The organism is Allohahella sp. A8 (assembly GCF_047946665.1).
Classification (GTDB): Bacteria; Pseudomonadota; Gammaproteobacteria; order Pseudomonadales; family Oleiphilaceae; genus Allohahella.
Genome location: NZ_CP172312.1, coordinates 2,455,922 through 2,480,968, shown reverse-complemented (window position 1 = coordinate 2,480,968; position 25,047 = coordinate 2,455,922). Strand labels below are relative to the sequence as shown.

Here is a 25,047-nt window from a genome sequence, read left to right as displayed (position 1 = left end):
GTCAGTTTTCGAAATTCGTGCCCGGACTAGTGTGCCTGACTCATTGTGGCTGGCCGAGAGGCGTCTCTCCGAGGAAGGCGGTCTTGATCAGTTCTTGAGTGTAGGGCTCTACGGGATTGCTGAACAGCGCTTCAGTATTATTATGCTCCACGATCTTGCCCTGACGCATGACGAACACTCGATGACACATGGCCTGCACTACGCGCAGATCGTGGCTGATGAACAGGAAGCTCAGCCCGAAGTCCCGCTGTAGCTTCTGCAATAGCTCGATGATCTGCTGTTGTATCGTGCGGTCGAGCGATGAGGTCGGTTCGTCGAGCACGAGTAGCTCAGGCTTCAGAATCAATGCCCGGGCAATGCAGACCCGCTGCCGCTGGCCACCCGAGAGCTCATGGGGATAACGATCACGCCAGCTTGGGTCCAGCTGTACAGCCTGCATTGCTTCGGTAACGGCATCGGCCAGTGCTGCCGGACTCAGCGTTTCATGAATCTCCAGGCCTTCGCGGATGATTTCCTCCAGGGTCAGCCGTGGCGAAAGCGCACCATAGGGATCCTGGAAGATGACCTGAATACGCTTGCGTAGCGGCTTGAGCGCGGGGCCCTTGAGCGAGTCGATGCGTTTACCATCGAAAATGATCTCGCCCTCGCTGCTTTCCAGACGCAAGACAGCTCGGCCAAATGAGGACTTGCCCGATCCGCTCTCGCCTACGAGACCGATGGATTCGCCGCGTCTGATGGTCAGAGAAACATCATCGACCGCTTTGACATAGCTTCTGACCTTGCCGAACAGGCTTTTCTTCAGTGGGTACCAGCAGCGCAGTCCGTTGACATCCAGTATATTCTGATCTGACACGATATCCGGCGGTGAACCATGCGGCTCGGATTCGATCAGCTTCCGTGTGTAAGGGTGCTCCGGGCGTTCGAAAACCTGTCGTGTTTCGCCCCGCTCAACCACCTCGCCTCGTTCCATGACGACCACCCGATCGGCAATCTGTCGCACGATATGCAGGTCGTGAGTGATAAACAGCACGGCCATCTTCATCTCGTCCTGCAGGCGCTGGATGAGCTCCAGAATCTGCGCCTGAACGGTGACGTCCAGCGCTGTCGTCGGCTCATCCGCAATCAGCAGGGCAGGTTCGTTGACCAGCGCCATGGCGATCATCACCCGCTGGCGTTCCCCTCCGGAGAGCTCGTGCGGAAAGGCCTGCAGCCGCTGAGCCGCATTGCGAATACCAACCTTGTTCAGCCAGAACAGGGCGAGTTCCAGCGCTTCGCGCTTGCCGAGCCCACGCTGTAGCACGATTTTCTCAGTCAGCTGCCGATGAATCCTGTGCAGCGGATTCAGTGAGGTCAGCGGCTCCTGAAAGATGACGCCGACTTCGCCAGCCCTGATTCGGCGTAGCTCTGCCTGCGAGGCCTTCAGGATGGAGGTGCCCTTGAATTCGATTTCACCACCCAGCACGTGCAGCGGAGGCGAGTCGATCAGGCGCAGTATCGTCATTGCCGTGACCGACTTGCCAGACCCGCTTTCGCCAACCAGCGCGAGCGTTTCGGCCGGTGCGATGTCGAAGCCGACCTTGCGTATGACGGCGTCCTCTGGACGCGTATCAGGTCCGCGGAAATCGAGGGTGAGGTCGCGAATACTCAGCAGACTCATTTGTATGCGGTCCTCGGATCGTACGCATCGCGCACAGCCTCACCAATGAAGATCAGGAGGCCGGTCAATATCGAGAGCGAAAAGAAAGCAGTGATGCCAAGCCATGGTGCCTGCAGATTGGCCTTGCCCTGGGCCAGCAATTCGCCGAGAGATGGCGAACCCGGCGGCAGACCATACCCCAGAAAGTCCAGCGAGGTCAGGGCGACCACTGAGCCCGACAACACGAATGGCACGAAGGTCATGGTTGCAACCATGGCATTGGGCAATATGTGCTTGAACATGATGCGATTGTCGCTCATGCCCATGGCTCGGGCGGCAACAACGTAGTCGAAATTCCGGCCGCGAAGGAATTCTGCCCGCACCACGCCGACGTAACTCATCCATGAGAACAACAGCATGAAGCCGATCAGTATCCAGAAGGTCGGCTGGATGACACTGGCAAGTATGATGAGCATGAACAGGGTAGGCAGGCTCGACCAGATCTCGATGAAGCGCTGAAAAAACAGGTCCACCTTGCCACCGTAATAGCCCTGCAGAGCCCCGGCAGTGACGCCTATGACAGCTGAAGCGATGGTCAGCGAGAAGCCAAAGAGAATGGCAACACGGGTACCGTACAAAACGCGCGCCAGCACATCCCGACTCTGATCGTCTGTGCCGAGCCAATTGTTCGCTGTCGGCGGACTGGGTGCAGGAGAGGGCAGATCATAGATGATGGTGTCGTAGCTGTAGGGAATAAGCGGCCAGATGATATTGCCATCAGTCTCGATCAACTCTGCCAGATAGGGGTCGGTATAATCTGCTTCCACATCGAACTCGCCACCGAAATCTGTCTCGGAGTAGGTCTCGAATATTGGAAAGTACCAGTCGCCCTTGAACTGGATGGCCAGCGGTTTATCGTTGGCAATCAGGTCCGACAACATCGACACGGTGAAGATGAACGCGAAGATATATAGCGAGTAATAGCCGACCCGATGCGACTTGAATCGCTGCCAGCGCTGTCTGTTCTTGGTGGAAAGTTTTCTACCAGTCTTGATGCTCATGTCTTGTCCTTCAGCCCCGCGATTCGAAGTCGATGCGTGGGTCGACCCAGGTATAAGTCAGGTCAGTGATCAGGCCGACGATGAGACCAATGAGGGTGAAGATATAGAGTGTACTGAAAATGACAGGATAATCGCGCTGGAGAACTGCCTCGTAACCCAGCAGACCAAGTCCATTGAGTGAAAATATGATCTCGATGAGCAGTGCGCCGGTAAAGAAGATGCCCAGAAAGGCACTCGGGAAGCCGGCGATGATGATCAGCATGGCATTACGAAAGACGTGGGTGTAAAGCACTTTTCGCGGCGTCAGCCCCTTGGCCCTGGCCGTCATCACATACTGCTTGTTGATCTCGTCGAGAAACGAATTCTTGGTGAGCATGGCCAGGGTCGAAAAACCACCGATAACGCTGGCCGTAATCGGCAACGCCATATGCCAGAAATAATCGATGATCTTGTCAGGCCATGACAGCGAGTCCCAGTTTTCCGAAACCATGCCCCTGAGCGGAAACCAGTCGAAGTACTGGCCGCCCGCGAACAGGATGATAAGCAGTATGCCGAAGAGGAAGCCCGGGATGGCGTAGAAGATCGACAGTACAATGCTGGTCCAGCGATCGAACGACTGACCGTTGCGCAGGGCTTTCATGATACCCAGCGGTATCGATACCAGATAGACGATCAGCAGTGTCCACAGCCCAAGCGAAATACTCACCGGCATGGCCGCCAGGATGAGGTCTACCACGCTACCAGCCTTGAACAGGCTGTCGCCAAAATCGAAGGTGAGGTAGTCACCCAGCATGTCGAAATAACGCTCATGCATCGGCTTGTCGAAGCCGAAGCGCTTTTCGAGCGCCGCTATGATTTCCGGATCCAGGCCTCTTGCGCCCTTGTAACCGCTTTCGCTCGCCGACTGCTGCACATCGCTCTGATTGGCATTGGTCAGCCGGTCCATCATTCCGCTGCCCATGCCTCGGCTTTCCGCGATGGCCTGTTCGACCGGGCCACCTGGCGCTGCCTGCACGATCAGAAAGTTGATGGTGATGATGATCCAAAGCGTAGGGATCATCAACAACAAGCGCTTGAGTATGTAGACGCCCACTCAGACCATCCTGTTCGTCATTGCCATCCGCACTGGCAGCCGCTCACTTCGCATCCTTCGACCACCAGAGGCTTTCTCCAAGATCATACTCAGGGCGGTCTTCAGGGCGTTCGAACTTGTCCCAGTAGGCGATCCTGAACGCGCTGATGTGCCAGTGCGGAATCAGGAAGTAGTTCCACAACGCCACTCGATCGAACGCGCGGCCCCAGGCGAGCAAGGCTTCGTCGTTGGTGAGGTTTGCTGTGATCCCCGCAACAAGCTTATCGATGGCTTCGTCCTGGATATTCGCAATATTCCAGGTGGAATCGACAAATTTGGAGTCGAACAGAATCTTCATGTCAGAAGATGGTGTCGGCAAGGCCGGGTACGAGCCGGAGAGCATGTCGAAATCGTGGTTGCGCAGCCGATTGATGAACTGGCTCGCGTCGATTCGTCTGACGTTGAGTGTAATACCGATTTTTTCGAGATTGGCTTTGAATGGGGCAACGATGCGCTCCGTCTGCGGATCTCTGGCAATAAATTCGAACTCGAAAGGCTCACCGTCCTTATTGAGCAGCCGACCATCCTTCAAGGTCCAGCCAGCTTCCTTCAACAGTGCGAGAGCACGCCGCATCTGGGTCCGGATATTGCCGTCTCCCTTGGTCTCGGGCAGCTCAAAGGCCTTATTCAGGACCTGAGGGGGCACCAGAGCCTTCATTGGCTCGAGAATCGCGAGTTCGGCCTCTGAAGGCAAGCCACTCGACGCATATTCGGTGTTGGTGAAGTAGGAGCGGGTGCGGGTGTACTGATCGTAGAACAGCGCCTTGTTCATCCACTCGAAATCGAGTAGGTAACTGAGCGCCTCACGTACCCGACGGTCCTTGAACAGCGGCCGCTGGGTGTTGAAGATGAAGCCGGATGTCGCTTGTGGCAGCGAGTGATCCAGTGACTCACGCTTCACCTTACCTTCTGTCAGGGCAGGGAAGTCATAAGCGGTGGCCCAGTTCTTCGCCTGGGTCTCTTCCCAGAACTCGAACTGTCCGGATTTGAAGCCTTCGAAGGCGACATTGGCGTCCAGATAATAGTCGTATCGCACGATGTCGAAATTATCGCTGCCCTTGTTGACCGGCAGATCCTTCGCCCAGTAGTCGTCCAGGAAACGATATTCTATAAACTGACCGAGTTTGAATCGGTCGATGGTCATGCCACTGCTACCCACAGGAATTTCCTTGCTGGGTTCGCCAAAGTTTCTGCTGCCCCAGTAGTGCTCAGGCAGAATTTTAAGCGAGAGCAGGGACGCCATCTCTTCACGGTTGGCACCTTCGAGATGGAAGGTGACCGTCTGCTTGTCATCGACTTCGATCTTCTTCACGAAGCTGTAGTACTTCTTGAACTGTGGCACACCTTCTGCCGCAAATTTTTCGAAGGAGAACTTTACTGATTCTGCAGTAATCGGCTTGCCGTCCTGGAACGTCGCCTTCGGATTGATATGAAAGCGCAGGAAGCTGTAATCATCCGGGTAGCTGATCTTTTCAGCAATCAGGGGGTAGTAGACATCCAGCTCATCCAGCGAGCCCTTCATCAGGGGATCGTATAACTCATCCGACGCCGTAGCCGGTGTGCCACGCTGGGCATAACGATGCAGGTTGTCGAAGGTGCCGACGGCTGAGCGCCGCATGATACCACCCTGCGGTGCATCCGGATTGGCATAGTCGAAGTGCGCGAAACCCGTTTTGTACTTCGGTTCTCCGCGGAGTGCAAAGCTGCTCGAGGTAGTCACGGCCGGTTTGTCAGCTTTCGTGGTGGCGACAGGCTCGACGGCGGACGACTCCGCGGCGTGAGTGAGGGCCGAGGCAGAAAAGAGCATGACGACTACGGGGATGGTGAGTAAGCAGCGTTTCAGGAATGAATCGACTGATTCATAAGCCATATCGGAAAACCCCTTTTATTTCATTGTTATGCTGCCCTCAATGGGAGAGCTGGGTAACGTCCACAAAAACCGTGAGCCGTTGACCAGGACGCAGGATGCTACCTGGTCTGATTGAGTTCCAGCGTAACAGGTCGTCCATGGAAACATTGTAATGCGCGGCAATCCGTGAGATCGAGTCACCGTCGCGTACGGTATAGCCAAACTTGCGCACGGTATTCTGCGGATTCACACCATTCAGGGCAATGCTACCCGGTCGCTTTGTGATTTCGGCCGGAACCCAGAGCGTGAGATCTGCCCCTGCTCTCAAAGGATCACCTGGTGCCATGCTGTTCCACTTGGCCAGCTGGCCTACGCTCACATCGTAGGTGTTGGCCAGATCCCAGAGCGTATCACCGGCCTTGACCGTATGCACGATCTTGCTGCTGCCCGCACGTGGATTGACGTTGGCAATTGCCTGCTGCACCCGATTATTGACGTTGAGTGTGTAATGTTCATCACGTTTGGACGCCGTCGGGATTAGCAGCGCCTGCCCGATCTTCAATCTATCGCCCTTGATCTGGTTGACGTCGCGAACGACTGCACGCGTGGTCTTGAAGCGCTGAGCGATTTCGCTGAGGGTGTCGCCGCTCCTGACCAGATACCGATGCCACTTGAGTCGCTGTGATTCCGGCAGCAGGGCCAGCTCGGTTCTGAAGGCGGCGGCATGCGTCTTTGGAATCAGGAGACGGTGCGGGCCATCAGGGTCGGTGGCCCACTGATTGAAACCTGGGTTCATGCGATAGATGTCGTCGATCGACAGGTTGGCCAGCTTTGCAGCCTGCGCCAGATCGATCTGAGACTTGATCTCAACGATCTCAAAGAACGGCGCGTCGGCTATATAAGGCAAGGTGATGCCGTAAGCTGCAGGGTTGGCCACAACGCGGGCGATGGCCATCAGGCGCGGCACATACAGCTCGGTTTCACGAGGCAACTGGAGGTGCCAGTAGCCGTAGGGGCGCTTACGTGCCTTGTTGGCGTTGACAGCCTTTCGAACATTGCCCTCGCCAGCGTTGTAGCCTGCCAGGGCGTGCAGCCAGTCGCCATCGAAAAACCTGTGCAGCGCAGAAAGATACTTGAAGGCGGCCTGAGTGGAGGCGTAAACGTCGCGCCGGCCATCGTACCACCAGCTCTGTCGAAGATTGAATCGCTGACCGGTCATAGGAATGAACTGCCATAGACCGGCGGCCCTGCCATGACTGTATGCAAACGGGTCGTAGGCACTTTCGACGATGGGCAGGAGCGCGAATTCGAGAGGAACCTTACGCTTCTCAGCTTCGCTGACGATGAAGTGCAGATATGGCTGGGCGCGGCGCAGGGTGATATCGAGGTAGCTTGGATTGCGCTTGAGAAAGCGGATTTCATCATCAATCCGCGGGTGATCCTGGCGCTGGTATAGGCTAAGTCCTTTGCGAACTCGCTTCCAGATGGACGGCTTCGAAGCTGGAAGCCTCACAGCACCACCTGGCTCGGATGGGTCGTTTAGCCGGACAGGGCCCGCGGGCGTAATTGAAGCCGTGCTGTTAAGGCCGGTGGCCTCGACGGGATCAGCATTGGAAACTGGTGAGTACAGCAAAACGAGTGCGCACAGCAGAACACCAAGGTTACGCACTATGCTTTGTCCTTCGCTGCACGCAGCCTGGCAAATGCCTGCAGCCGATGAGCTTCGCCAGTTTCACTGCCATCAGCGTAGCGGGTCTGTTGAGGGTTCAGAAACGGATTGATGCGGCGCTCAATCGCAAGACTTGAAGGCAGTGTTGGCATACCAGATTCGCGTAGCTGCTCACAGGCGGCTCGATACGCGGCAATAGTTGTGTTGTCAGGCCAGGCATCAGCAGTAAAGGCCAGGTTCGCGAGCGTATATTCATGACCACAGCAAACCAGTGTCTGCCCCGGCAAGGCAGCGAGGCTATCAAGTGAGTTCAGCATCTGTTCCGGAGTACCCTCAAACAGGCGGCCGCAGCCGGCAGAAAAAAGTGTGTCTCCACAGAATAGCAAAGGACGTCCCATTGCCGAATCCCTGGCCCCGGCTGTCTCGCTGGAGGCAGCTCTCTCTCGCCCGTGGAGTTGCTCAGTATCAACCAGATCCAGTGGCGATTCCGTGAAGAAGGCAGCATGATCGAGAGTATGTCCGGGTACAAGTAGCATATTGAATGTCAGGCCAGCAGCCTCGAAGCTATCACCGGCCTTCAACGATCTGTTTATATGGGGAATTCGATCTGGCCGTGCCGCCGTAGCATTGCCGTAGACCGGGCAGTCACCTTTCCCACGCCAGCTTTCGCTGATGAGTTGGCGAACACCACCGGTGTGGTCCGGGTGATGATGCGTAAGGAGAATACCGGCCAACTCCAGGTCGTTGTCGGCCAGATAGGACACTGCCGGTGTAGCCTGACCTGGATCAACTACCCAGGTGAGAGGCGAGCCGACGCGGCGAAAACACCAGATATAGTTGTCGTTGAAGGCAGGCACTGCCTCGAGTTCGATATGTGCAGGCTTGATCGGTCCTGTCAAAATCATCATCCATCAGCTGTGATGATTGGACTATACCGCATCTTCCCGCCATTGTAAGATGAAGCATTGGAAATTACCTTTCGTGCGAGGTGGTATGATGCCGTCGTCAAAGGCGTGGGCGAAGTGGTTCGATACGGCTGCCGGGCAATCTCTTCTTGCCGCTGAGCGAGCTACAGTTACTGCCTGCATACAACGTTTCTTCGGCTACCATCAGCTGGAGGTGGTGCTCTCGGATAGCGCAGATATTGGCGCCGGCAGCCTGCTCGGGCATCGCATTGTCGCGACGCAACGGCCGAGTGGCCAACTGGACAGCGTATTGCCCTGCCAGCCCCATCTGCTACCGATTGCCAGCGATTCGGTCGATCTGGTCATACTGCATCATACGCTCGACGTCAGTCCGCGCCCTCACCAGGTATTGCGTGAAGCCTCGCGCGTGCTCCGCTCTGGTGGTCACGTCGTCGTCGTCGGATTCAATCCTTATAGCCTCTGGGGCCTGATGCGACTCATCGCCAGGCGGCGCAAGGTGCCCTGGGCAGGGCGCTTCCTCAGTGGCTCCAGGCTCGAAGACTGGTGTAGCTTGCTAGACCTCAGCGCACGCAGAATGGAATACCGTCTGTTCGGTACCTTGCTTGGGACTGGCAGTGCCGCCGCGAAGGCGCTTGCTGAAGGCCGGCCGGGTTTGGTTGAGCGTCTGGCAAGGCAGCTCAAGCTACCATTGGGGGGCTTTTATGTTTGCGTAAGCCAGAAGCAGGTCGGTAGTATGATTCCTCTGAAAACGGCGTGGCGCCCGAAAATTCGCAGCAGTGCTGCGGTGCTCAACATGGCCGCCTACAGAGAGGCGGCTTACGAGGATACACGCTACGATGACGAGGACGCTGACCACTCACACTGAGCGTTGCTCGTCCCACCTCCGCATCACCTCGAACATTACAGGGTTTCTTTGAAGACGATAACGATCTATACCGATGGGGCCTGCAAGGGCAATCCCGGCCCTGGTGGCTGGGGTGCTGTCCTGCAGTTCCAGGGCAAACAGAAAGAACTGTTCGGCGGCGCGCCAGACGTCACCAATAACCAGATGGAACTCACTGCGGCTGTCGAGGCCCTCAACGCGCTCACCGAGCCATGCCGGGTCGAGCTCTATACCGATTCGCAATACGTCCGCCAGGGCATTACCAGCTGGATCCACGGCTGGAAGAAGAAAGGCTGGAAGAACAGTGCCGGCAAGCCGGTGAAGAACCAGGAACTCTGGATGGCGCTTGAAGCGGCGACCGGAAGGCATGACGTGCAGTGGCACTGGGTCAAGGGACATAGTGGCCACCCGCTCAACGACCTGGCCGATGCGCTGGCGAACAAGGGAGTCGTACACAGTTATGCGCCAAATCGTTCTTGATACCGAGACCACAGGTCTCGAGCCCGGGGAAGGGCACCGTATCATCGAGATCGGCTGCGTGGAAATTATCGATCGCCGCCTGACAGGTCGGCATTTTCACGTGTACATCAATCCCGAGCGCAAAGTGGACATTGGCGCGCTCGAGGTTCACGGCCTGTCCGACGAGTTTCTCTCTGACAAGCCACTGTTTCGTGATGTGGCCGACGCCTTCATGGACTTTATTCGTGATGGCGAATTGATCATCCACAACGCCGCGTTCGATATCGGCTTCCTGGACCACGAACTGAAGCTGCTGCAGGCGCACGGCTGCATCGCCGATCATTGTGGCGTTGTCGATACGCTACTCATGGCGAGGAAGAAGCATCCGGGGCAGCGCAACAGTCTGGATGCGCTGTGCAAGCGCTATGGTGTCGATAACAGTCAGCGTGAGCTTCACGGGGCATTGCTGGATGCCGAGATCCTGGCTGACGTCTATCTGTTGATGACGGGCGGGCAGACCAGTCTCGGACTCTACGGTGACGACGATAATGCTGATTCCGCGTCTTCCCAGCGCTGGATATTGCCCGCCGAACGTCCCCGCCTGGCTGTTATCGCAGCCTCGGCTGCAGAACTCGCCGCGCATGAGGCCCGCCTGTCTGCGCTTGAAAAGCCGGATAGTCCGGCGCTGTGGCGCAGTCTGCAGTGGTGAGCTTCGCTTCCTGGGCGCCTTGAGCCGGGCGATTCAGTCAGCTTTCTGTCTGGTAGTCCAGACGGCAATCCATACGGCAATTCATACGGTAATGCAGCTTGGCTGCCAAGTTTCCGAATTGAGCTAGACTTAGAATCAAATACGGTTCGTACATCAACCGAATATCAGAGTCTGCCTTGTGGGCTGGCGGACAGACACCTTTCGGGTGGCTAGAAGTAGGGTGTTGAGAGTTATGGTGGATCCCGGTGGGATAGCGAAGAAGTCAGTCTCCTTTGACCTTGTCGAAGCCGAGCTCGGACTCACAATAGAACAGGCGGAGCAAAGCCTCGAGCGTTTCCATGAGAATCGGGAAAACGGCGAGGAGCTGCAGAACTGTATCGATTTTCTGCACCAGTTACGCGGCATATTCGTGCTCATCGAGCTCAATGGTGCGACCTTGCTTGCCAATGAAGCCGTGGCGCTGGCAAATGAAGTGCCGGTCGATGCGCAGCAGAACAAGGATGGCCTGCTTGCTGCGTTGAACCAGCTGCTGTACGTCCTGCGTCGCTATGTCGAGTACTTCCGCAAGCGGCGCGAAGACAACCCTGAACTCCTGCTTGATATCATCAATCAATATCGTGTAATTCGCGACGCCAAACCGTTGCCCGAAAGCTATTTCGTCGAAATCGACATTCCGAAGGATTTGCAGCCTCAGGTCGTCCAGGGCATCGAGCAGGACGCTTTCGAGATGAGGGCGCGGCGCCTGCGTCACATGTACCAGGTCGGCCTGTTGGCGCTGCTACGAAAGACTAGGTACGAGGATCTTGAAATTGGCAGCAAGCTGGTGTCGAGAGCGGCCGAAGGCATGTTCAAAATTTGCGACGGCAGCACAATGGCGCAGTTCTGGCGTCTGCTGCAACATGCCTCTGCTTCGGTAATCTCGCTCGGTCCTTTGCCCGCTGCGCGTAAGCAGTTGCTGATGCGCATCGAGCGATATTTCAAGGAGGCGATGGCGACGGGTCGCCTGTCTACCTCAAAGAGCGTCTCTGAAATTGTCAGCAAGGATCTGCTGCACTGGATTGCTCGCGATCGTCACCGATCTGATGCCGCTCAGGCCCTGCTCGATTTCTACCGGGTGTCTGACGCCCAGGTATTGGACAGCCATACCTTCCTGGCGCACAAAGAGTTGCTGATGGGGCCTGGTGCCGACGTGCTGGCCGCCGTGACGACTGCTCTGCAGGAAGAAATAGGTCTTATCAAGGACAAGCTCGATATTATCGAGCGAGGCATGGACAGCGAAGAAAACGGCCTGGGTCAGATCGTTGATAGCCTGACGCGTCTCGGCCACACACTCACCATGCTGAGTCTGCCTAAATTGGGTCAGGTGGCTGCTCATATCGCGGTGCGCCTGGGCGCACTGCAGTCGGAGGGCGGCGGTCGACCGCTGGAGCTACAGCCCGGCTCCGAACAGTACGACGAAATGGCAGCTGTAGCCGACGCGCTGCTCATCGTGGAACAGGCAATACTGCTACTTGAGCGCGGTGGCCTGACCATGGAGACCGATCGCATGGCAGACCAGTTGCTGCAGCGAGCGGGGGGCGATACGGCACGACCTGGCATGACGCCTTATTTTCAGAATGCTCATGACGTCGTGGTCGAGGAGTCGAAAGCGGGGCTTCTGCTCGCGAAAAAATCCATTACGGCATATCTCGAATCCGGTGGTGATCAGCTGCATCTCGCGAATGTGCCAGACACGCTTGATGCCATTCGAGGCGCTATGGCCATGTTGGGCCATGACAATGCTGCGAAGATTGTACAGGCTACCATTGCCTGCATTCAGCAGAAGTTTCTCGGTGAGTCCGGTGCTGGTCTCAAACAGAAAGATGACTCGCACTTCCTCGAAACGCTGGCTGATGCACTGACCTCGCTCGAGTACTTTGTCGATAGCCTGACGCGAAATCTTGAGGGTAATACCGAGCTGCTGCAATTCGCTGCCGAGAGCCTGAAAGAACTCGGGTTCAAGGTGGCCTGAGGGCAAGGTAATGGGCCGCATCTTCAGTTTGTTTCGGGCAATGCTCTGGCTCGGTGTATTCGCCGTGGTGGGGGGCGCAGGCCTTTTCTACTACCAGCTCAACGGTATGCTGCAGGCGCGAGACAACGGCATCGTGGTCACGATCAGCCTTGAGAAGCTCGATCGTCAAAGCTTTCAGGCGACACTGGTCTTTCCCGATGAGCGCGTTTTCAAGGCGCCTGTCCACGGCGATTTCTGGATGCTGGACGCTCGCTTCATCAGTCTCAAAGGACCCTTAAGGCTGTTTGGCACCGAGCCGTACTATGAGCTCGAGCGTCTGTCTGGCAGATATGCGAGTGTGCGCGACGAAAAAGCGGGTATCCGCAGTGTCTACGATCTGCTCGCCGATGAAGAAGCCGCGATACCGGATCTCTGGAGCCTGAGTCAGGCTTATGAACTGCCCTGGGTTGACGCCAAATATGGCGTCGCGGTTTACATGCCGATGAGCCATGGCGCGCGCTATGCCGTCCTCTTGGGCACCGATGGACTGAAGGCAAGGCCTTTAACAGCGCCGGCTTTTGATGCCGTGCAGGCGTGGCAGTAGAGGGTTTGGACTAACAGGGACAGTGAAATCAGGAGGGGACTGCAGTGGGTTCTACAGGTTGGTACTACTGGTGGAGACTACAGTTGGTCGATCAGAGGGAGAGATTCTGCTCACTGATGTCCGTAAGCAGAATCCCGATGGGCGTTTAGCCCATGTTGAACAGTTCACCCAGCTTCATCGCCAGCATCATGTCGCCTTCAGCGCGCAGCTGACCAGCCATGAATGCCTGCATGCCATCGGTTTCACCGCTAACGATATTCTCGAAAGTCTGCTGATCCATGATCAGGGTCACTGACGGATCAGGATGGTTGCCTTCACCCAGGTCGCACTTACCGTCCTTAACGATCAGGTGTGCATTCTCACCATCTTCGATATCGAACTGAAACACCAGGTCCAGACCCTGAGCAGCATCAGAGTTGAAGTTGTTTTTCAGTTTTTCAAACGTTTGTTGCACTGACATAATTCATTTCCTGTTCGTATGATGGTCTGGTTCAGTGGAAATCTTATTGGCAAAAGACTTTATGGGCAATGTCCTGAGCTGTCAACAGCCTTGTTTTTTTGCCGCCTGCCACAATATAGAGCTGATCTGACCCGGCTTGTACGCGATATATTCAGGGGGCGCTGTCTTGAGCCAGGCAGCCTCGAGCCCCCAGTCACACCGAGGAGTTACCTTTGGAATTTTTACTGCAGTACGGCCTGTTTCTGGCCAAGACGGTCACATTGGTGGCCGCCTTCATCATCATCGTCGGTTCAATCGTCGCCATCAGCCAGCGGCAGAAGGACAAGCAGGATGGCCACCTGCGGATAAAGAATCTTAATGACCGCTTCGACAGGATGCGCCGGGTACTGGAGCACAAGATCCACGATGAGCTCTGGTTGAAGTCGCGTGAGAAAGTGGAACAGAAGGCCGAGAAGCGAGATTACAAGGCGCGAAAGAAGGAGGCGAAGCTCGCCGAAAAGGCCGCACTCAAGGCGCTGCCAGTAAAGAGTGCGACGAGCGAGAAGCGAGGCGCCACGCTTCAGGGTGAGGCAGCAGTGGCTGGTTCCGAAGCTGCAGCCGATGCGACCGGCAACACAACGCCAGACGATGGCCGCAAGCGTGTATATGTGCTGGATTTCGACGGCGATATTAAGGCTTCTGAAGTCGACTCCCTGCGCGAAGCAATTACCGCTGTGCTCACGCTGGCGCGTCCTATCGATGAAGTTGTCGTCAGGCTCGAAAGCCCCGGGGGTATGGTGCATAGCTACGGTCTGGCTGCATCTCAGCTCGGCCGGATCAAGGCTCGCAATATTCCGCTTACAGTCTGTGTAGACAAGGTGGCCGCCAGTGGAGGCTATCTCATGGCTTGTCTGGCAGACAAGATCGTGGCAGCGCCGTTCGCCATCATCGGTTCGATCGGCGTTGTGGCCCAGGTGCCCAATGTGCATCGCTTGCTGAAGAAGCATGACATCGATGTGGAGGTGTTGACCGCCGGCCAATACAAACGGACGCTCACCATACTTGGCGAAAACACGGAGCAGGGCAGAGCAAAGTTCCTCGACGACCTGCACGAGACGCATGTGCTGTTCAAGGAATTTGTGTCTACTAATCGTCCGGTAGTCGATATCGAAGAAGTGAGCAAGGGCGAGATCTGGTACGGTCAGCGGGCCATCGATAAGAAGCTGATCGATGAAATACTCACAAGCGACGACTACCTGCAGGCTTCAGCGGCCAATGCCGACGTCTATCAGGTGAGCTATGAAGAGCCGAAGAATCTGGCCGAGAAGTTTGGTATTGCAGCCTCTGTAGCGATCGACCGCAGCTGGACCAGGCTCATGAGCCTGATGCATCAGCCAAAGGTTTAAATGCCCAGCCTTATAGTTGATCTGTCCGCCCGAGACCTGCTTGTGAGCAGGTCTCGGGCGAGAGGCCATTAAATATTGGCAGCTGGTCGGTCTGCTACGCGGAACAGTGGTTCAGCACGGTCAATGCTGCCCTGATATTTAACAGAGAAGGCATTGAGCGCATTGAGCGCGTCTTCAACCAGCTTGTCGGCCCGAAGCTCGAAGGCATCGAAGCCGCAGCGCCGCATATAGAAGAGTTGGTCTACCAGAACGTCACCTACCGCGCGAAGCTCGCCTGTAAAGCCGAAGCGTTGACGCAGCAGGTAGGCGCTGGAATAGCTTCTGCCATCAACAAACTTGGGGAAATGCAGGGCTATCAGCGGAAACTGCTGACAACGCTCGCCCAGTCGCTCCACTTCGTCATCACTATCGAACCAGATGCCGAAGTTGTCGGCAGTCAGGCCCAGATCATGCTGTAGCTGGTCGCGATCGAGCCCTGCCGTTAGCGCATCTTCCCAGTGCACGAGCACACCATAAGCGGTTTTCAATGCATCGCTGATCTGCGTAGTCAGAAGCTCTGCTGATGCGGCCTTGTCGAGTCGAGCCCATTGGTGATCGATTACCCTGGCTTCGGAATCGGCACCGCGAACAGGCACCTTAATGAGATTTGGCATAGATTCGCTCCTTGAAAGGGTCTATCCCGACGCGGTTGTAGGTGTCCACGAACAGCTCTTCGGGCTGTCTCTGTTCCACATACACATCTACCAGCTTGCGCACGACCTGCGGTATGTCCGCTCGCGCGAAAGATGGCCCTAGAATCTTGGCCAGGGCGGTGACTTTACCAGCCTGTCCACCAATGGATACCTGGTACCACTCTTCACCTTTCTTGTCGACGCCCAGTATGCCGATATGCCCGACGTGGTGATGACCACAGGCGTTCATGCAACCAGAAATGTTGATGTCGAGATCCCCAAGATCGTAAAGGAAGTCGAGATCCTCGAATTCCATCTGAATGGCTTCGGCAACGGGTATGGACTTGGCGTTGGCAAGCGCGCAATAGTCACCGCCGGGGCAGCAGATAATGTCGGCCAGCGTGCCGAGGGTCGGCGTCGCAAAACCCAGTGGTTTGATTTTCTGCCACAGGGTAAACAACTCATTGACCTTGACGTCTGCCAGTACGACGTTCTGCTCGTGAGTCACTCGGGCTTCGCCAAAGCTGTATTCGTCAGCCAGATCTGCCAATGCATCAAGCTGTCGGTCGCTGACGTTGCCCGGCGGTATGCCAATCTTCTTCAGCGACATCGTGACGATGCGGTAGCCGCTCCGCTTGTGGACGGCAGTATTTCGCTTGACCCAGTTCGAGAAGTAGCTGTTCTCGGCACACTGTTGCTCGAGGGACTTTTCCAGATCGGCAGCGCCCGCCTCGAAATCCTCATAGTCTGGGTCGACGAAATAGCTTTGCACGCGAGCGAGTTCTTCTGGCGTGATCCGCCCTTCGCCATCCTTGAAGTGAGCCCATTCGGCCTCCACTTTTTCGGCAAAAGTCTCAGGGCTCAGGGCCTTGACGAGAATCTTGATGCGCGCCTTGTACTTGTTGTCCCTGCGACCATACCGGTTGTAGACGCGCAAAATGGCATCGAGGTAGGTCAGCAGGTCCAACTCGGGCAGGAATTCCCTGATGACCGAGCCGATCATCGGAGTCCGGCCAAGACCGCCGCCGACGAGGATTCTATAACCTATTTCGCCGGCGTCGTTGCGTACGATATGAACGCCAATGTCGTGGACCTGTGTCGCCGCACGATCGACTTCCGGACAGGCATTCACTGCAATTTTGAATTTGCGCGGCAGGAAGGCGAATTCGGGATGGAAGGTCGACCACTGACGAATGATCTCGCAATAGGGGCGCGGATCGACGATTTCGTCAGGCGTAACGCCAGCATACTGATCAGTCGTGGTATTACGGATACAGTTACCGCTGGTCTGGACCGCGTGCATCTGTACTTCAGCCAGCTCAGCCAGAATATCCGGCGAGTCCTTGACCGTGGGCCAATTCAGTTGCAGATTCTGACGCGTCGTAAAGTGCGCGAAGCCCTTGTCATAGGTGCGCGTGATATGAGCCAGACGCCGAAGCTGCGCACTGCTGAGCATGCCATACGGCACCGCAATACGGAGCATTGGTGCCAGTCGCTGAACATACAGGCCGTTCTGCAGGCGCAGAGGCAGGAACTCTTCTTCGCTCAGTTGACCGTTCAGATAGCGCCGGGTCTGGTCGCGGAACTGTTTCACCCGCTCTTCGATGATCACCTGATCATGCTTATCGTATTGATACATAAGTCTCGTGCCAGAAAAAAAATCGTGTCATAGTATACCTGTTTTAAACCTGATTGGCTCCATCTTCGGCAACATAAGAAGCTGGACGTGTGGGTCAATTGAGCGGGACTACTGGCCTCGGCTGAACCGATTTCCGTGAATTTACAAGAACAAACTTTTATCAATCAGGGAGATATTGTGGAACCGACACATCCTCGTCACTATGGTCCGGCGAAAGAAGCCTTTGCCAACGATGCCGCTCGCAAGCAGCAGAAGCACTCAACGAAGGCCTCTTCGTCCTCGCACGAGGTCGATGAGCTCGAACAGGCGGGTGTGCACACCGAAGATTTCGATGTGGTGAGTAAGTACGACGGGACAGATACCAGCGACAGTCGTGCTGACGCTATTGCGGCCTTCATGCTCGTCATGTGCATTGCAGGTGGCATGCTGCTTTGGGTTTCTACCCGCTAGCGACACACTGGCTGGCAGTAACCGGCCCTGTGGAGACCTTTGCGCTCAGTGCGTCATCTGTCGGGCAGGATCATGCTCACCAGGAAGACCAGCGTCAGCACGAACATGATGCCGAATAGAATGCCTCCGATGATGAACGGCCAGGGTGAGCGCTGACTGAAGTCACGCTCCCTGGCTCTGCTGCTCTGCACACCGAAGGCTGCGGCCAGGATCGTGCCTATCAGGCTGAGGGTAGAAAGCCCTTTCTGTTTTTCGATTTGCGCCTCCACCTCGTTCTCGGACGAAGCGTGCTCTGCTGACAGCGCCCGCTTTTCCTCCGGCTTCATATCATCTACCTCAGGTGTCATAGCCAAGGCTGGATCCCATCCATCGCTCGATTTCCTGCACCGACATGCCCTTGCGCTCGGCATAGGCAGTCACCTGGTCCTTCTGCAGCTTGCCCACGTTGAAATACTTCGAATCAGGGTGCGAGAAGTACCAGCCGCTGACAGCCGCCGCCGGATACATCGCAAAGCTTTCTGTCAGCCGCAAGCCGATCTTCTGCTCCACATCGAGTACTCGGAACAGTTTTTCCTTTTCAGTGTGGTCTGGACAGGCCGGATAGCCTGGAGCAGGTCTGATACCCCGATACCGTTCCTTGATTAACGCTGTATTGTCCAAGGTCTCATCTTCCGCATAGGCCCAGAACTCCTTGCGCACCCGCTCGTGCATGCGCTCGGCCAGCGCCTCCGCGAGCCTGTCTGCCAGTGCCTTCACCATGATGCTGTTGTAATCATCGTTTTTGGCTTCGTACTGCTTTGCCAGTTCTTCAGCACCGATTCCGGCGGTGACTGCGAAGCCGCCCATGTAATCCTTGACGCCTGAATCGGCGGGCGCGACATAGTCTGCAAGGCTAATGCACTGCGACTGCGAAGATGTCTTGCCGGAGCGATTCCTTTCGGTCTGCTGGCGAAGATGCTCCAGGGTCACCTCGCCGTGCTCATCAGTTTCAATAGTAACCGAGTCCGCGCTGGTGCGGCTGGCAGGCCAGAAACCGATGACCGCCCTGGCTCTCAGAAGCTTCTCGTCGATGAGGCGTCGCAGCATGGCCTGAGCATCAGCAAACAGCTGAGTCGCTGCTTCACCAACCACCTTGTCCTCGAGAATTTTCGGGTACTTCCCGACCAGTTCCCAGGAGATGAAGAAGGGCGTCCAGTCGATATACTCGACCAGTTCTTCCAGCGGGTAATCTTCGAACACCTTGAGGCCGGTAAAGTTTGGTTTGGGGGGCTCGTAGCCTGAGAAATCCAGCTGCAAGCCGCGTTTCACCGCTTCCTGATAAGGCACGCTGACCTGCGCCGGTTCGCGCTGGCTGCGGCGGACCCGTACCTCTTCATACTCGCTCTTGATGCTGGCTACGTATTCGTCTTTCTGCGTTTCACTGATCAGTTTGGTGGCTACGCTGACGGAGCGCGAGGCATCAGTAACGTACACAACGGCATCATTGCTATAACGTGGCTCGATCTTGACCGCGGTATGCGCTTTTGAAGTCGTAGCACCGCCAATCATGAGCGGAATCTGGAAGTCCAGGCGCTGCATCTCCTTGGCCACATGCACCATTTCATCGAGAGACGGCGTGATAAGTCCCGAAAGACCGATGATATCGACTTTTTCCTTGCGAGCCGTGTCCAGGATCTTTTCGGCCGAGACCATGACGCCAAGGTCGATGACCTCGTAGTTATTGCACTGCAGCACCACGCCAACGATGTTCTTGCCGATATCGTGTACGTCGCCTTTTACCGTAGCCATCAGGATCTTGCCCTTGGCCTTGCTCTTGCCGGTCTTCTCCGCCTCGATATAAGGAATGAGATAGGCGACCGACTGCTTCATGACCCGGGCGCTCTTGACGACCTGCGGCAGGAACATCTTGCCTGAGCCGAAGAGATCGCCAACCACGTTCATGCCGGCCATCAGGGGGCCTTCGATGACGTCGATCGGCCGCTTGGCCTCCTGTCTTGCAGCTTCGGTGTCTTCGATGATAAAAGCGTTGATACCTTTAACCAGCGCATGTTCAAGCCGCTTGGTCACAGGCCAGTCACGCCACTCGAGCTTTTCGGCCTCGGCGACTTCGCCAGTACCTTTATAGCTCTCGGCCTTCTCGAGCAGGGCCTCGGTGCCGCCCTCGTGCTTGTTGAGCACGACGTCTTCCACCAGATCCTTGAGGTCCGCAGGGATGTCGTCGTACACCTCTAGCTGTGCCGGATTCACGATGCCCATATTCATGCCGTTGTTGATGGCGTGATACAGGAACACTGAGTGAATGGCCTCACGCACGCGATCATTACCGCGGAACGAGAACGAGACGTTACTCACGCCGCCCGAAATGTTGGCGTAGGGCAGGTTGTCAGTGATCCACTTGCAGGCTTCGATGAAGTCAACGGCATAGTTATTGTGCTCGTCGATACCAGTAGCGATTGCAAAGATGTTCGGATCGAAAATGATGTCCTGCGGCGGAAAGCCGATGCTGGTCAGCACGTCATAGCTGCGCTTGCAGATTTCGGTCTTGCGCTTGAAGGTATCGGCCTGGCCGTCTTCGTCGAAGGCCATGACCACAACGGCGGCACCATAACGCATGCAAAGCCTCGCCTTGTGGATGAACTCCGCTTCACCCTCTTTCAGGCTGATGGAGTTGACCACGGCCTTGCCCTGGATGCAGCGCAACCCAGCCTCGATGACTTCCCACTTGGAGGAGTCGACCATGATGGGCACGCGAGAGATATCGGGTTCGGCAGCCAGCAGATTCAGGAACTTCGGCAAGACCTCGACGGCATCGAGCATGCCCTCGTCCATGTTGATGTCAATGATCTGCGCGCCATTGACCACCTGGTCGAGTGCAACATCAAGCGCCTCTTCATATTGCTCCTCCTTGATGAGTCGCAGGAAACGACGGGAGCCAGTGACGTTAGTGCGTTCGCCGACGTTGACGAAGCGAATGTTGTCGGTCAGTACGAAGGCTTCCAGACCGGATAGCCTGAGTCTCGGTTCCAGTTCTGGAACCTGACGCGGCTTGTGCTTGGCGACGGCCTTGGCTATCGCAGCAATATGCTCAGGCATTGAGCCACAGCAGCCGCCGATGATGTTGACGAAGCCGTCGCGCGCGAAACCCTCGACAATTTCCGCCATCTGCTCTGGTGTCTGGTCGTATTCGCCGAATTCGTTGGGCAAGCCGGCGTTGGGGTGGGCGCTGACAAAACAGTCCGCCTTGTTGGACAGCTCCTCGACGTAGGGCCGCAGTGCGTCGGCACCAAGCGCACAGTTCAGGCCGATACTCAGCGGTCTGGCGTGAGACATGGAGATCCAGAACGCTTCGGTCGTTTGGCCGGAAAGTGTACGGCCAGACGCATCGGTGATCGTGCCGGAAATCATCACCGGCAGTTCGATGTCGTTATCGATAAAGAACTGCTGGACCGCGAATATGCAGGCTTTGGCGTTCAGCGTATCGAAGATTGTCTCGATCATGATGATATCGGCGCCGCCATCGAGCAGGCCCTTCATCGATTCGTAGTAATTGTCTACCAGACCCTGGAAGGTGATGTTCCTGAAGCCGGGGTCGTTTACATCTGGCGAGAGCGAGGCGGTTCTGGAAGTCGGGCCCAGCACGCCGGCGACGAAGCGCGGCCTGTCGGGTGTTTCAGCGGTCTTGGCATCAGCCGCTGCTCTGGCGACCTTGGCGGCAGCTAGGTTCAGCTCATATACTATGTGTTCGAGGCCATATTCACCCTGCGAGACGCGGGTGGCGTTGAAGCTGTTGGTCTCGATGATGTCTGCGCCGGCATCCAGATAGGCCTTGTGGATCTCCTCGATGAGAGCAGGGCGCGTCATGCACAGCAGGTCGTTATTGCCCTTCAGGTCAGAGGGGTGATCGCTGAAAATGTCACCGCGATAGTCTTCTTCTTCCAGACCATAGCCTTGTATCATCGTGCCCATAGCGCCGTCGAGTATCATGATCCGCTCGGCAAGGATGCTGTCGAGTTTGATCCAGGCGGCGGTTTTCTTGCGGCCGGTGTTCTGCGTATCGGGTCGTGTGCTTGAAGTCATAGGCTACTGGCTACTGATCGTTAGACGAATAATGAACGCTGCATGATACCAGAACCTGTTACGAAATCCGTGCTTTCTGCTCTCAAACCCTTGCAGCGTGGTACAATTGCCCACATGTAATACCTTGTCAATGCCCGCTGCCTTCTATGTCAGTGGAGAAGCGGTTAGACTGACAATCCATTCAAAGACGGTTCGAGGGCCATTCCTGCATCATGGTAACTATCAGCGAGAGCGCACAAGAATACCTGGGTCAGTTGCTGAAAAAGCAGGATGTCGAGGGCATGGCGGTTCGTGTATTCGTCACGCAGCCCGGCACACGTCAGGCTGAAACCTGTCTGGCGTACTGCAAGCCGGAAGAAGTCATCGAAACCGATGAGAAGGTGCCCCTCAAGCATTTCATGCTCTACCTCGATACGCCGAGTCTGCCATATCTCGAAGATGCCGTTGTCGACTTCAATACGGAGCGTTTTGGTGGTCAACTGACGATCAAGGCGCCGAACGCCAAGGCGCCTAGAGTTGGCGCTGATGCACCGCTTATCGATCGCATCAACTATATCCTCTACTCTGAAATCAATCCGGGTCTGGCCTCACATGGTGGTGAAGTCAGTCTGGTCGAAGTTACAGAGGATAAAGTGGCTGTGCTCAAGTTCGGGGGCGGTTGCCAGGGCTGCTCCGCCGTCGACATCACCCTGAAAAGTGGTGTCGAAAAGACGCTAAAGGAGCAGTTGCCCGAACTCAGTGCCGTACGGGACGTCACTGACCACAGTGAGACCACGAACGCCTACTACAAGTAGCGCTTCCCACCTTGTCGGCGCGCCGCTCAGACCAAGGGGCAGCCGTGATGCTCGCCGTACTGCGCCACTAGTGTCCGGTCGCGATCAGCCCAGATTTGCCTGGCTTCGTCGGCGAGACCCTCAGTACCAGGTTTGATGGCGCGCAGTCCCAGTTCAATCGTGGATATGACTGCCGCCTCACCATATTCATCATCTCTTTCTCCGCGCCATAAGGCATTGAGCGCCGAAGGGTCGAGCGTATCCGGTTTCATATGTCGCCGCTCGAACATTGGGAGGAGCTCATCAACGCCATGGGCGGGGTCCTGTTCTGGCCGTGTCCAGTGCGCCAGCGTTTTCGCATCAGGATTACGCTCGATTTCGCCGCCTTCACCCTTGATGACCAATGCGCTCCGGTAGCCGAGGGCAAGCCCTGCGTGCTGATGAATAGCCAGATAAGGTGGGTGAAACACCCCCTGAATCACCGCAGATGCGCGGCAGGGATTCAATAGTCTTGCCATGGAATGGATAGGCGAGCGAAGGCCGAGGATAGAGCGCATCTGAATGATGTCTTCGAGCCTTGGCCAGATCATTTTCAGCGGCATGAACACGCAGTTGTATTTGTCGAGTGCTGTTGCAGCTTCACCTGGGCTAGCCGCAAGCGGTATATGCAGTGAAGCAGCAAGGTCCTGGGTGTAGAGGCGACCATGTGTATGGCCAGCGGCCCCATGAACGAAAACGCGATAGCCAGCCGACGCCAGCGCCTTGATCGACAGCAGGAACCAGGGTACGTGTCTGCGTTTGCCGGCATACGAACTCCAGTCGAGATCGACCGGAATGTCGCTGAACTTGCCATGAGTGCGCGCATCCAGCTCCAGCTGTGCCGCCTCCACGAAGCCGGCGATTTCATCCGGAGTCTCTTCCTTCACCCGTAGCAGCATAAGAAAGGCGCCCAGCTGCAGGTCCAGTACCTGTCCATCGAGAATCTGGCCCATCGCTGCCCTGGCTTCTTCCCGGGTAAATGATCGTGTGCCCCGCTTGCCCTTGCCGAGAATACGAATGTACTGGGCAAAGCTATGCTCGTTGCGTTCGAGGAAATTGGTTTTGGTGACTGCTGAATTCGAATCAGTTGAATCCAAGGCCGGGCTCCGCAGAATTTGTCGAACGACCAGTGTACTGGCTGCGAAGTGGCCTTGGAAGTAACAGCGTCAGTGCGCCATCTGATCCAACATGCGGAGATGGTCCTTGCGGAACGATCGCCCGGCGAGGAAAACGAATACGGCCGTGATACCCAGGGTGACCGGTACGAGATACATCGCGTCGTGAAGACCGATTGCCCGGAAGGCTTCAGTCATCTCGAGCGCGCCTGCGGCAACCATGGCCTCGTTCGCCAGATAATCTGACAAGCCGCCCACTACCACCAGACCAAAGGCGCCACCAAGCAGGTACATCCCTGCAAAATACAGCGCCATCGCTGTAGCACGCAGCCGAGGCTCGACAACGTCCTGCAGCGCCGGATATACGGTGGTGTAGTAGCTGTAGTAGGTGAGCCAGCCGATGCCAAACAGTATCGAGAAGGCCATCACGCCGTTGTCGCCATCGAGTGCAAAGCCGGTCGCGACGGCCGCGATGACCATGCAGAGCGCCCCGTAGTTCAGGCGCCCGGTCTGGCTGCGCATATGAATTCGGTCCGACAACTGGCCGCCGATGGTGAGACCGATAAGGCCTGTGACACCCACGATCAGGCCTGTGAGCATCGCTGCCTGGTCAATTGGCAGATCGTAGTAGCGCTGCAGTAGGGCGACCAGATAGCCATTGCCAGCGTAGGCGGCGAAATTGACAGCGACGCCGGACAGAATGATCCACCACATGGTGGGAATACTCAGCACGCGGCGCAGCGGTCTATCGAGCACATTCTGGCCAAGCGCCGTATCTTCGGCAGCGCCACGTGCGGGCTCACGCATGAACAGTATGACAGCAGCCAGCAACAGGCCGGGAATGGCTGCAATGAAGAATGGCGCCCTCCAGCTGTCGAAAGCCTTGACCATGGCGCCGACGGTGAAGAAGGCCAGCACGAGACCGAGTGGGAGACCCAGCATGAATACGCCCATGGCCCTCGAACGCTTGTTGGCGGGAAACAGATCGCCAATGAGTGACGTAGCGGCCGGCGCGCAGCTCGCCTCGCCCACGCCAACGCCCATGCGGGCCAGAAGCAGTGTCATATAGCTTGTAGCCATCCCTGTGGCTGCGGTGAGTCCGCTCCAGATAGAGAGGCCAAGCGCCAGTACCTTCTTTCGGGAGCCGGTGTCGGACATCCTGCCCAATGGGATGCCAGCGATGGCATAGACCACCGTAAACGCCGCGCCAACAATACCCAGCTGCAGGTCATTGAGCTCGAACTCGAGGCGCATGGGTTCGAGCACGACGGCGGGTATGGTCCGGTCGAAAAAGTTCAGCAGATTGACGAGAAAAAGCAGAAACAGAACGCTCCAGGCGTTATCGGCCTGTTTGCCCACATGGGCCGCGCTTGCAGGGGTTGTAACGGAAGGCTTGATACTCAAGAGATGCTCCGGTTGGCATTGTTGTTATTGTGCAATGAATGTTTGAGAGTGGCCTATTTCACAGAGGCTGGCAAATATTCGACCACTGGATTGTCGGATCGTCGACACTTTTCACC

At 56.4% G+C, this 25,047-nt stretch carries 21 protein-coding genes; 8 read left to right on the top strand and 13 right to left on the bottom strand.

Annotated features, from left to right (window positions below):
- Window positions 1–40: 40 nt before the first annotated feature.
- From ACH3PB_RS11130 to gloB, 6 genes are read right to left on the bottom strand one after another with little or no spacing between them, the layout of a single operon-like run.
- Window positions 41–1,657: an ABC transporter ATP-binding protein gene (locus ACH3PB_RS11130; protein ID WP_416394838.1), complete on the bottom strand. Its 1,617-nt coding sequence runs from the start codon at window positions 1,655–1,657 to the stop codon at window positions 41–43.
- Window positions 1,654–2,697 carry an ABC transporter permease gene (locus ACH3PB_RS11125; protein ID WP_416394837.1) on the bottom strand — a complete coding sequence of 348 codons (1,044 nt, stop codon included), beginning with the start codon at window positions 2,695–2,697 and terminating at the stop codon, window positions 1,654–1,656. The genes ACH3PB_RS11130 and ACH3PB_RS11125 overlap by 4 nt, the downstream gene beginning before the upstream one ends.
- 10 nt (window positions 2,698–2,707) lie before the next feature.
- Window positions 2,708–3,790 (bottom strand): microcin C ABC transporter permease YejB, encoded by a 1,083-nt coding sequence (locus tag ACH3PB_RS11120; RefSeq protein WP_416394835.1) that lies wholly within the window; start codon window positions 3,788–3,790, stop codon window positions 2,708–2,710.
- Window positions 3,791–3,833: 43 nt separating this feature from the next.
- The gene (locus tag ACH3PB_RS11115) at window positions 3,834–5,699 is read right to left on the bottom strand and encodes an extracellular solute-binding protein (RefSeq protein WP_416394833.1); all 1,866 of its coding nucleotides are present in this window, start codon (window positions 5,697–5,699) and stop codon (window positions 3,834–3,836) included.
- Window positions 5,700–5,736: 37 nt separating this feature from the next.
- Window positions 5,737–7,347: a LysM peptidoglycan-binding domain-containing protein gene (locus ACH3PB_RS11110; RefSeq protein ID WP_416394831.1), complete on the bottom strand. Its 1,611-nt coding sequence runs from the start codon at window positions 7,345–7,347 to the stop codon at window positions 5,737–5,739.
- Window positions 7,347–8,246: a hydroxyacylglutathione hydrolase gene (gene gloB, locus ACH3PB_RS11105; RefSeq protein WP_416394829.1), complete on the bottom strand. Its 900-nt coding sequence runs from the start codon at window positions 8,244–8,246 to the stop codon at window positions 7,347–7,349. Before gloB ends, ACH3PB_RS11110 begins: the two co-directional genes overlap by 1 nt.
- Before the next feature lie 94 nt (window positions 8,247–8,340).
- On the opposite strand from gloB, the gene ACH3PB_RS11100 reads away from it, so the two are divergent.
- The 5 genes from ACH3PB_RS11100 (at window position 8,341) to ACH3PB_RS11080 (ending at window position 12,918) form a co-directional block, all read left to right on the top strand.
- On the top strand, window positions 8,341–9,138 hold the full coding sequence (locus ACH3PB_RS11100; protein ID WP_416394827.1) for a class I SAM-dependent methyltransferase: 798 nt from the start codon (window positions 8,341–8,343) through the stop codon (window positions 9,136–9,138).
- A 48-nt stretch (window positions 9,139–9,186) separates the two neighbouring features.
- The gene (gene rnhA, locus ACH3PB_RS11095; protein ID WP_416394825.1) at window positions 9,187–9,636 is read left to right on the top strand and encodes a ribonuclease HI; all 450 of its coding nucleotides are present in this window, start codon (window positions 9,187–9,189) and stop codon (window positions 9,634–9,636) included.
- Window positions 9,617–10,324 carry a DNA polymerase III subunit epsilon gene (gene dnaQ, locus ACH3PB_RS11090; RefSeq protein ID WP_416394823.1) on the top strand — a complete coding sequence of 236 codons (708 nt, stop codon included), beginning with the start codon at window positions 9,617–9,619 and terminating at the stop codon, window positions 10,322–10,324. The genes rnhA and dnaQ overlap by 20 nt, the downstream gene beginning before the upstream one ends.
- 220 nt (window positions 10,325–10,544) lie before the next feature.
- Window positions 10,545–12,335 (top strand): chemotaxis protein, encoded by a 1,791-nt coding sequence (locus ACH3PB_RS11085; RefSeq protein WP_416394822.1) that lies wholly within the window; start codon window positions 10,545–10,547, stop codon window positions 12,333–12,335.
- A gap of 10 nt (window positions 12,336–12,345) precedes the next feature.
- Entirely contained in the window at window positions 12,346–12,918 is a 573-nt protein-coding gene (locus ACH3PB_RS11080) for a hypothetical protein (protein ID WP_416394820.1), read from the top strand.
- 145 nt (window positions 12,919–13,063) lie between these two features.
- On the opposite strand, the gene ACH3PB_RS11075 is transcribed toward ACH3PB_RS11080, so the two are convergent.
- Window positions 13,064–13,378 (bottom strand): SCP2 sterol-binding domain-containing protein, encoded by a 315-nt coding sequence (locus ACH3PB_RS11075; protein ID WP_416394818.1) that lies wholly within the window; start codon window positions 13,376–13,378, stop codon window positions 13,064–13,066.
- Window positions 13,379–13,590: 212 nt separating this feature from the next.
- Here ACH3PB_RS11075 and sohB point away from each other — a divergent pair, with 212 nt between their 5' ends.
- On the top strand, window positions 13,591–14,763 hold the full coding sequence (sohB, locus tag ACH3PB_RS11070) for a protease SohB (protein ID WP_416394817.1): 1,173 nt from the start codon (window positions 13,591–13,593) through the stop codon (window positions 14,761–14,763).
- A 68-nt stretch (window positions 14,764–14,831) separates the two neighbouring features.
- On the opposite strand, the gene ACH3PB_RS11065 is transcribed toward sohB, so the two are convergent.
- A complete protein-coding gene (locus ACH3PB_RS11065) occupies window positions 14,832–15,416 on the bottom strand; it encodes a DUF934 domain-containing protein (RefSeq protein ID WP_416394816.1) in 585 nt (194 codons plus the stop codon).
- Window positions 15,400–17,073: a nitrite/sulfite reductase gene (locus ACH3PB_RS11060; RefSeq protein ID WP_416394814.1), complete on the bottom strand. Its 1,674-nt coding sequence runs from the start codon at window positions 17,071–17,073 to the stop codon at window positions 15,400–15,402. The genes ACH3PB_RS11065 and ACH3PB_RS11060 overlap by 17 nt, the downstream gene beginning before the upstream one ends.
- A 177-nt stretch (window positions 17,074–17,250) precedes the next feature.
- Here ACH3PB_RS11060 and ACH3PB_RS11055 point away from each other — a divergent pair, with 177 nt between their 5' ends.
- Window positions 17,251–17,523, top strand: a complete 273-nt coding sequence (locus tag ACH3PB_RS11055; RefSeq protein WP_416394812.1) for a hypothetical protein — start codon at window positions 17,251–17,253, stop codon at window positions 17,521–17,523.
- Window positions 17,524–17,576: 53 nt separating this feature from the next.
- On the opposite strand, the gene ACH3PB_RS11050 is transcribed toward ACH3PB_RS11055, so the two are convergent.
- Together ACH3PB_RS11050 and metH are read right to left on the bottom strand one after the other, a co-directional pair.
- Window positions 17,577–17,849, bottom strand: coding sequence for a DUF2970 domain-containing protein (locus ACH3PB_RS11050; RefSeq protein WP_416394811.1), 273 nt, complete (start codon window positions 17,847–17,849; stop codon window positions 17,577–17,579).
- Between the two features lie 10 nt (window positions 17,850–17,859).
- Complete coding sequence (gene metH / locus ACH3PB_RS11045) at window positions 17,860–21,507, bottom strand: methionine synthase (RefSeq protein ID WP_416399447.1); 3,648 nt, start codon at window positions 21,505–21,507, stop codon at window positions 17,860–17,862.
- A gap of 305 nt (window positions 21,508–21,812) precedes the next feature.
- Between metH and nfuA the strand changes: the two genes are divergently transcribed.
- Window positions 21,813–22,394 carry a Fe-S biogenesis protein NfuA gene (gene nfuA / locus ACH3PB_RS11040; RefSeq protein WP_416394809.1) on the top strand — a complete coding sequence of 194 codons (582 nt, stop codon included), beginning with the start codon at window positions 21,813–21,815 and terminating at the stop codon, window positions 22,392–22,394.
- A 26-nt stretch (window positions 22,395–22,420) separates the two neighbouring features.
- Here the strand turns inward: nfuA and ACH3PB_RS11035 are convergent, their stop codons facing one another.
- Window positions 22,421–23,509, bottom strand: coding sequence for a glycosyl transferase family protein (locus tag ACH3PB_RS11035; protein ID WP_416394807.1), 1,089 nt, complete (start codon window positions 23,507–23,509; stop codon window positions 22,421–22,423).
- A 69-nt stretch (window positions 23,510–23,578) separates the two neighbouring features.
- Entirely contained in the window at window positions 23,579–24,931 is a 1,353-nt protein-coding gene (locus ACH3PB_RS11030; RefSeq protein WP_416394805.1) for a spinster family MFS transporter, read from the bottom strand.
- Window positions 24,932–25,047: the final 116 nt, after the last annotated feature.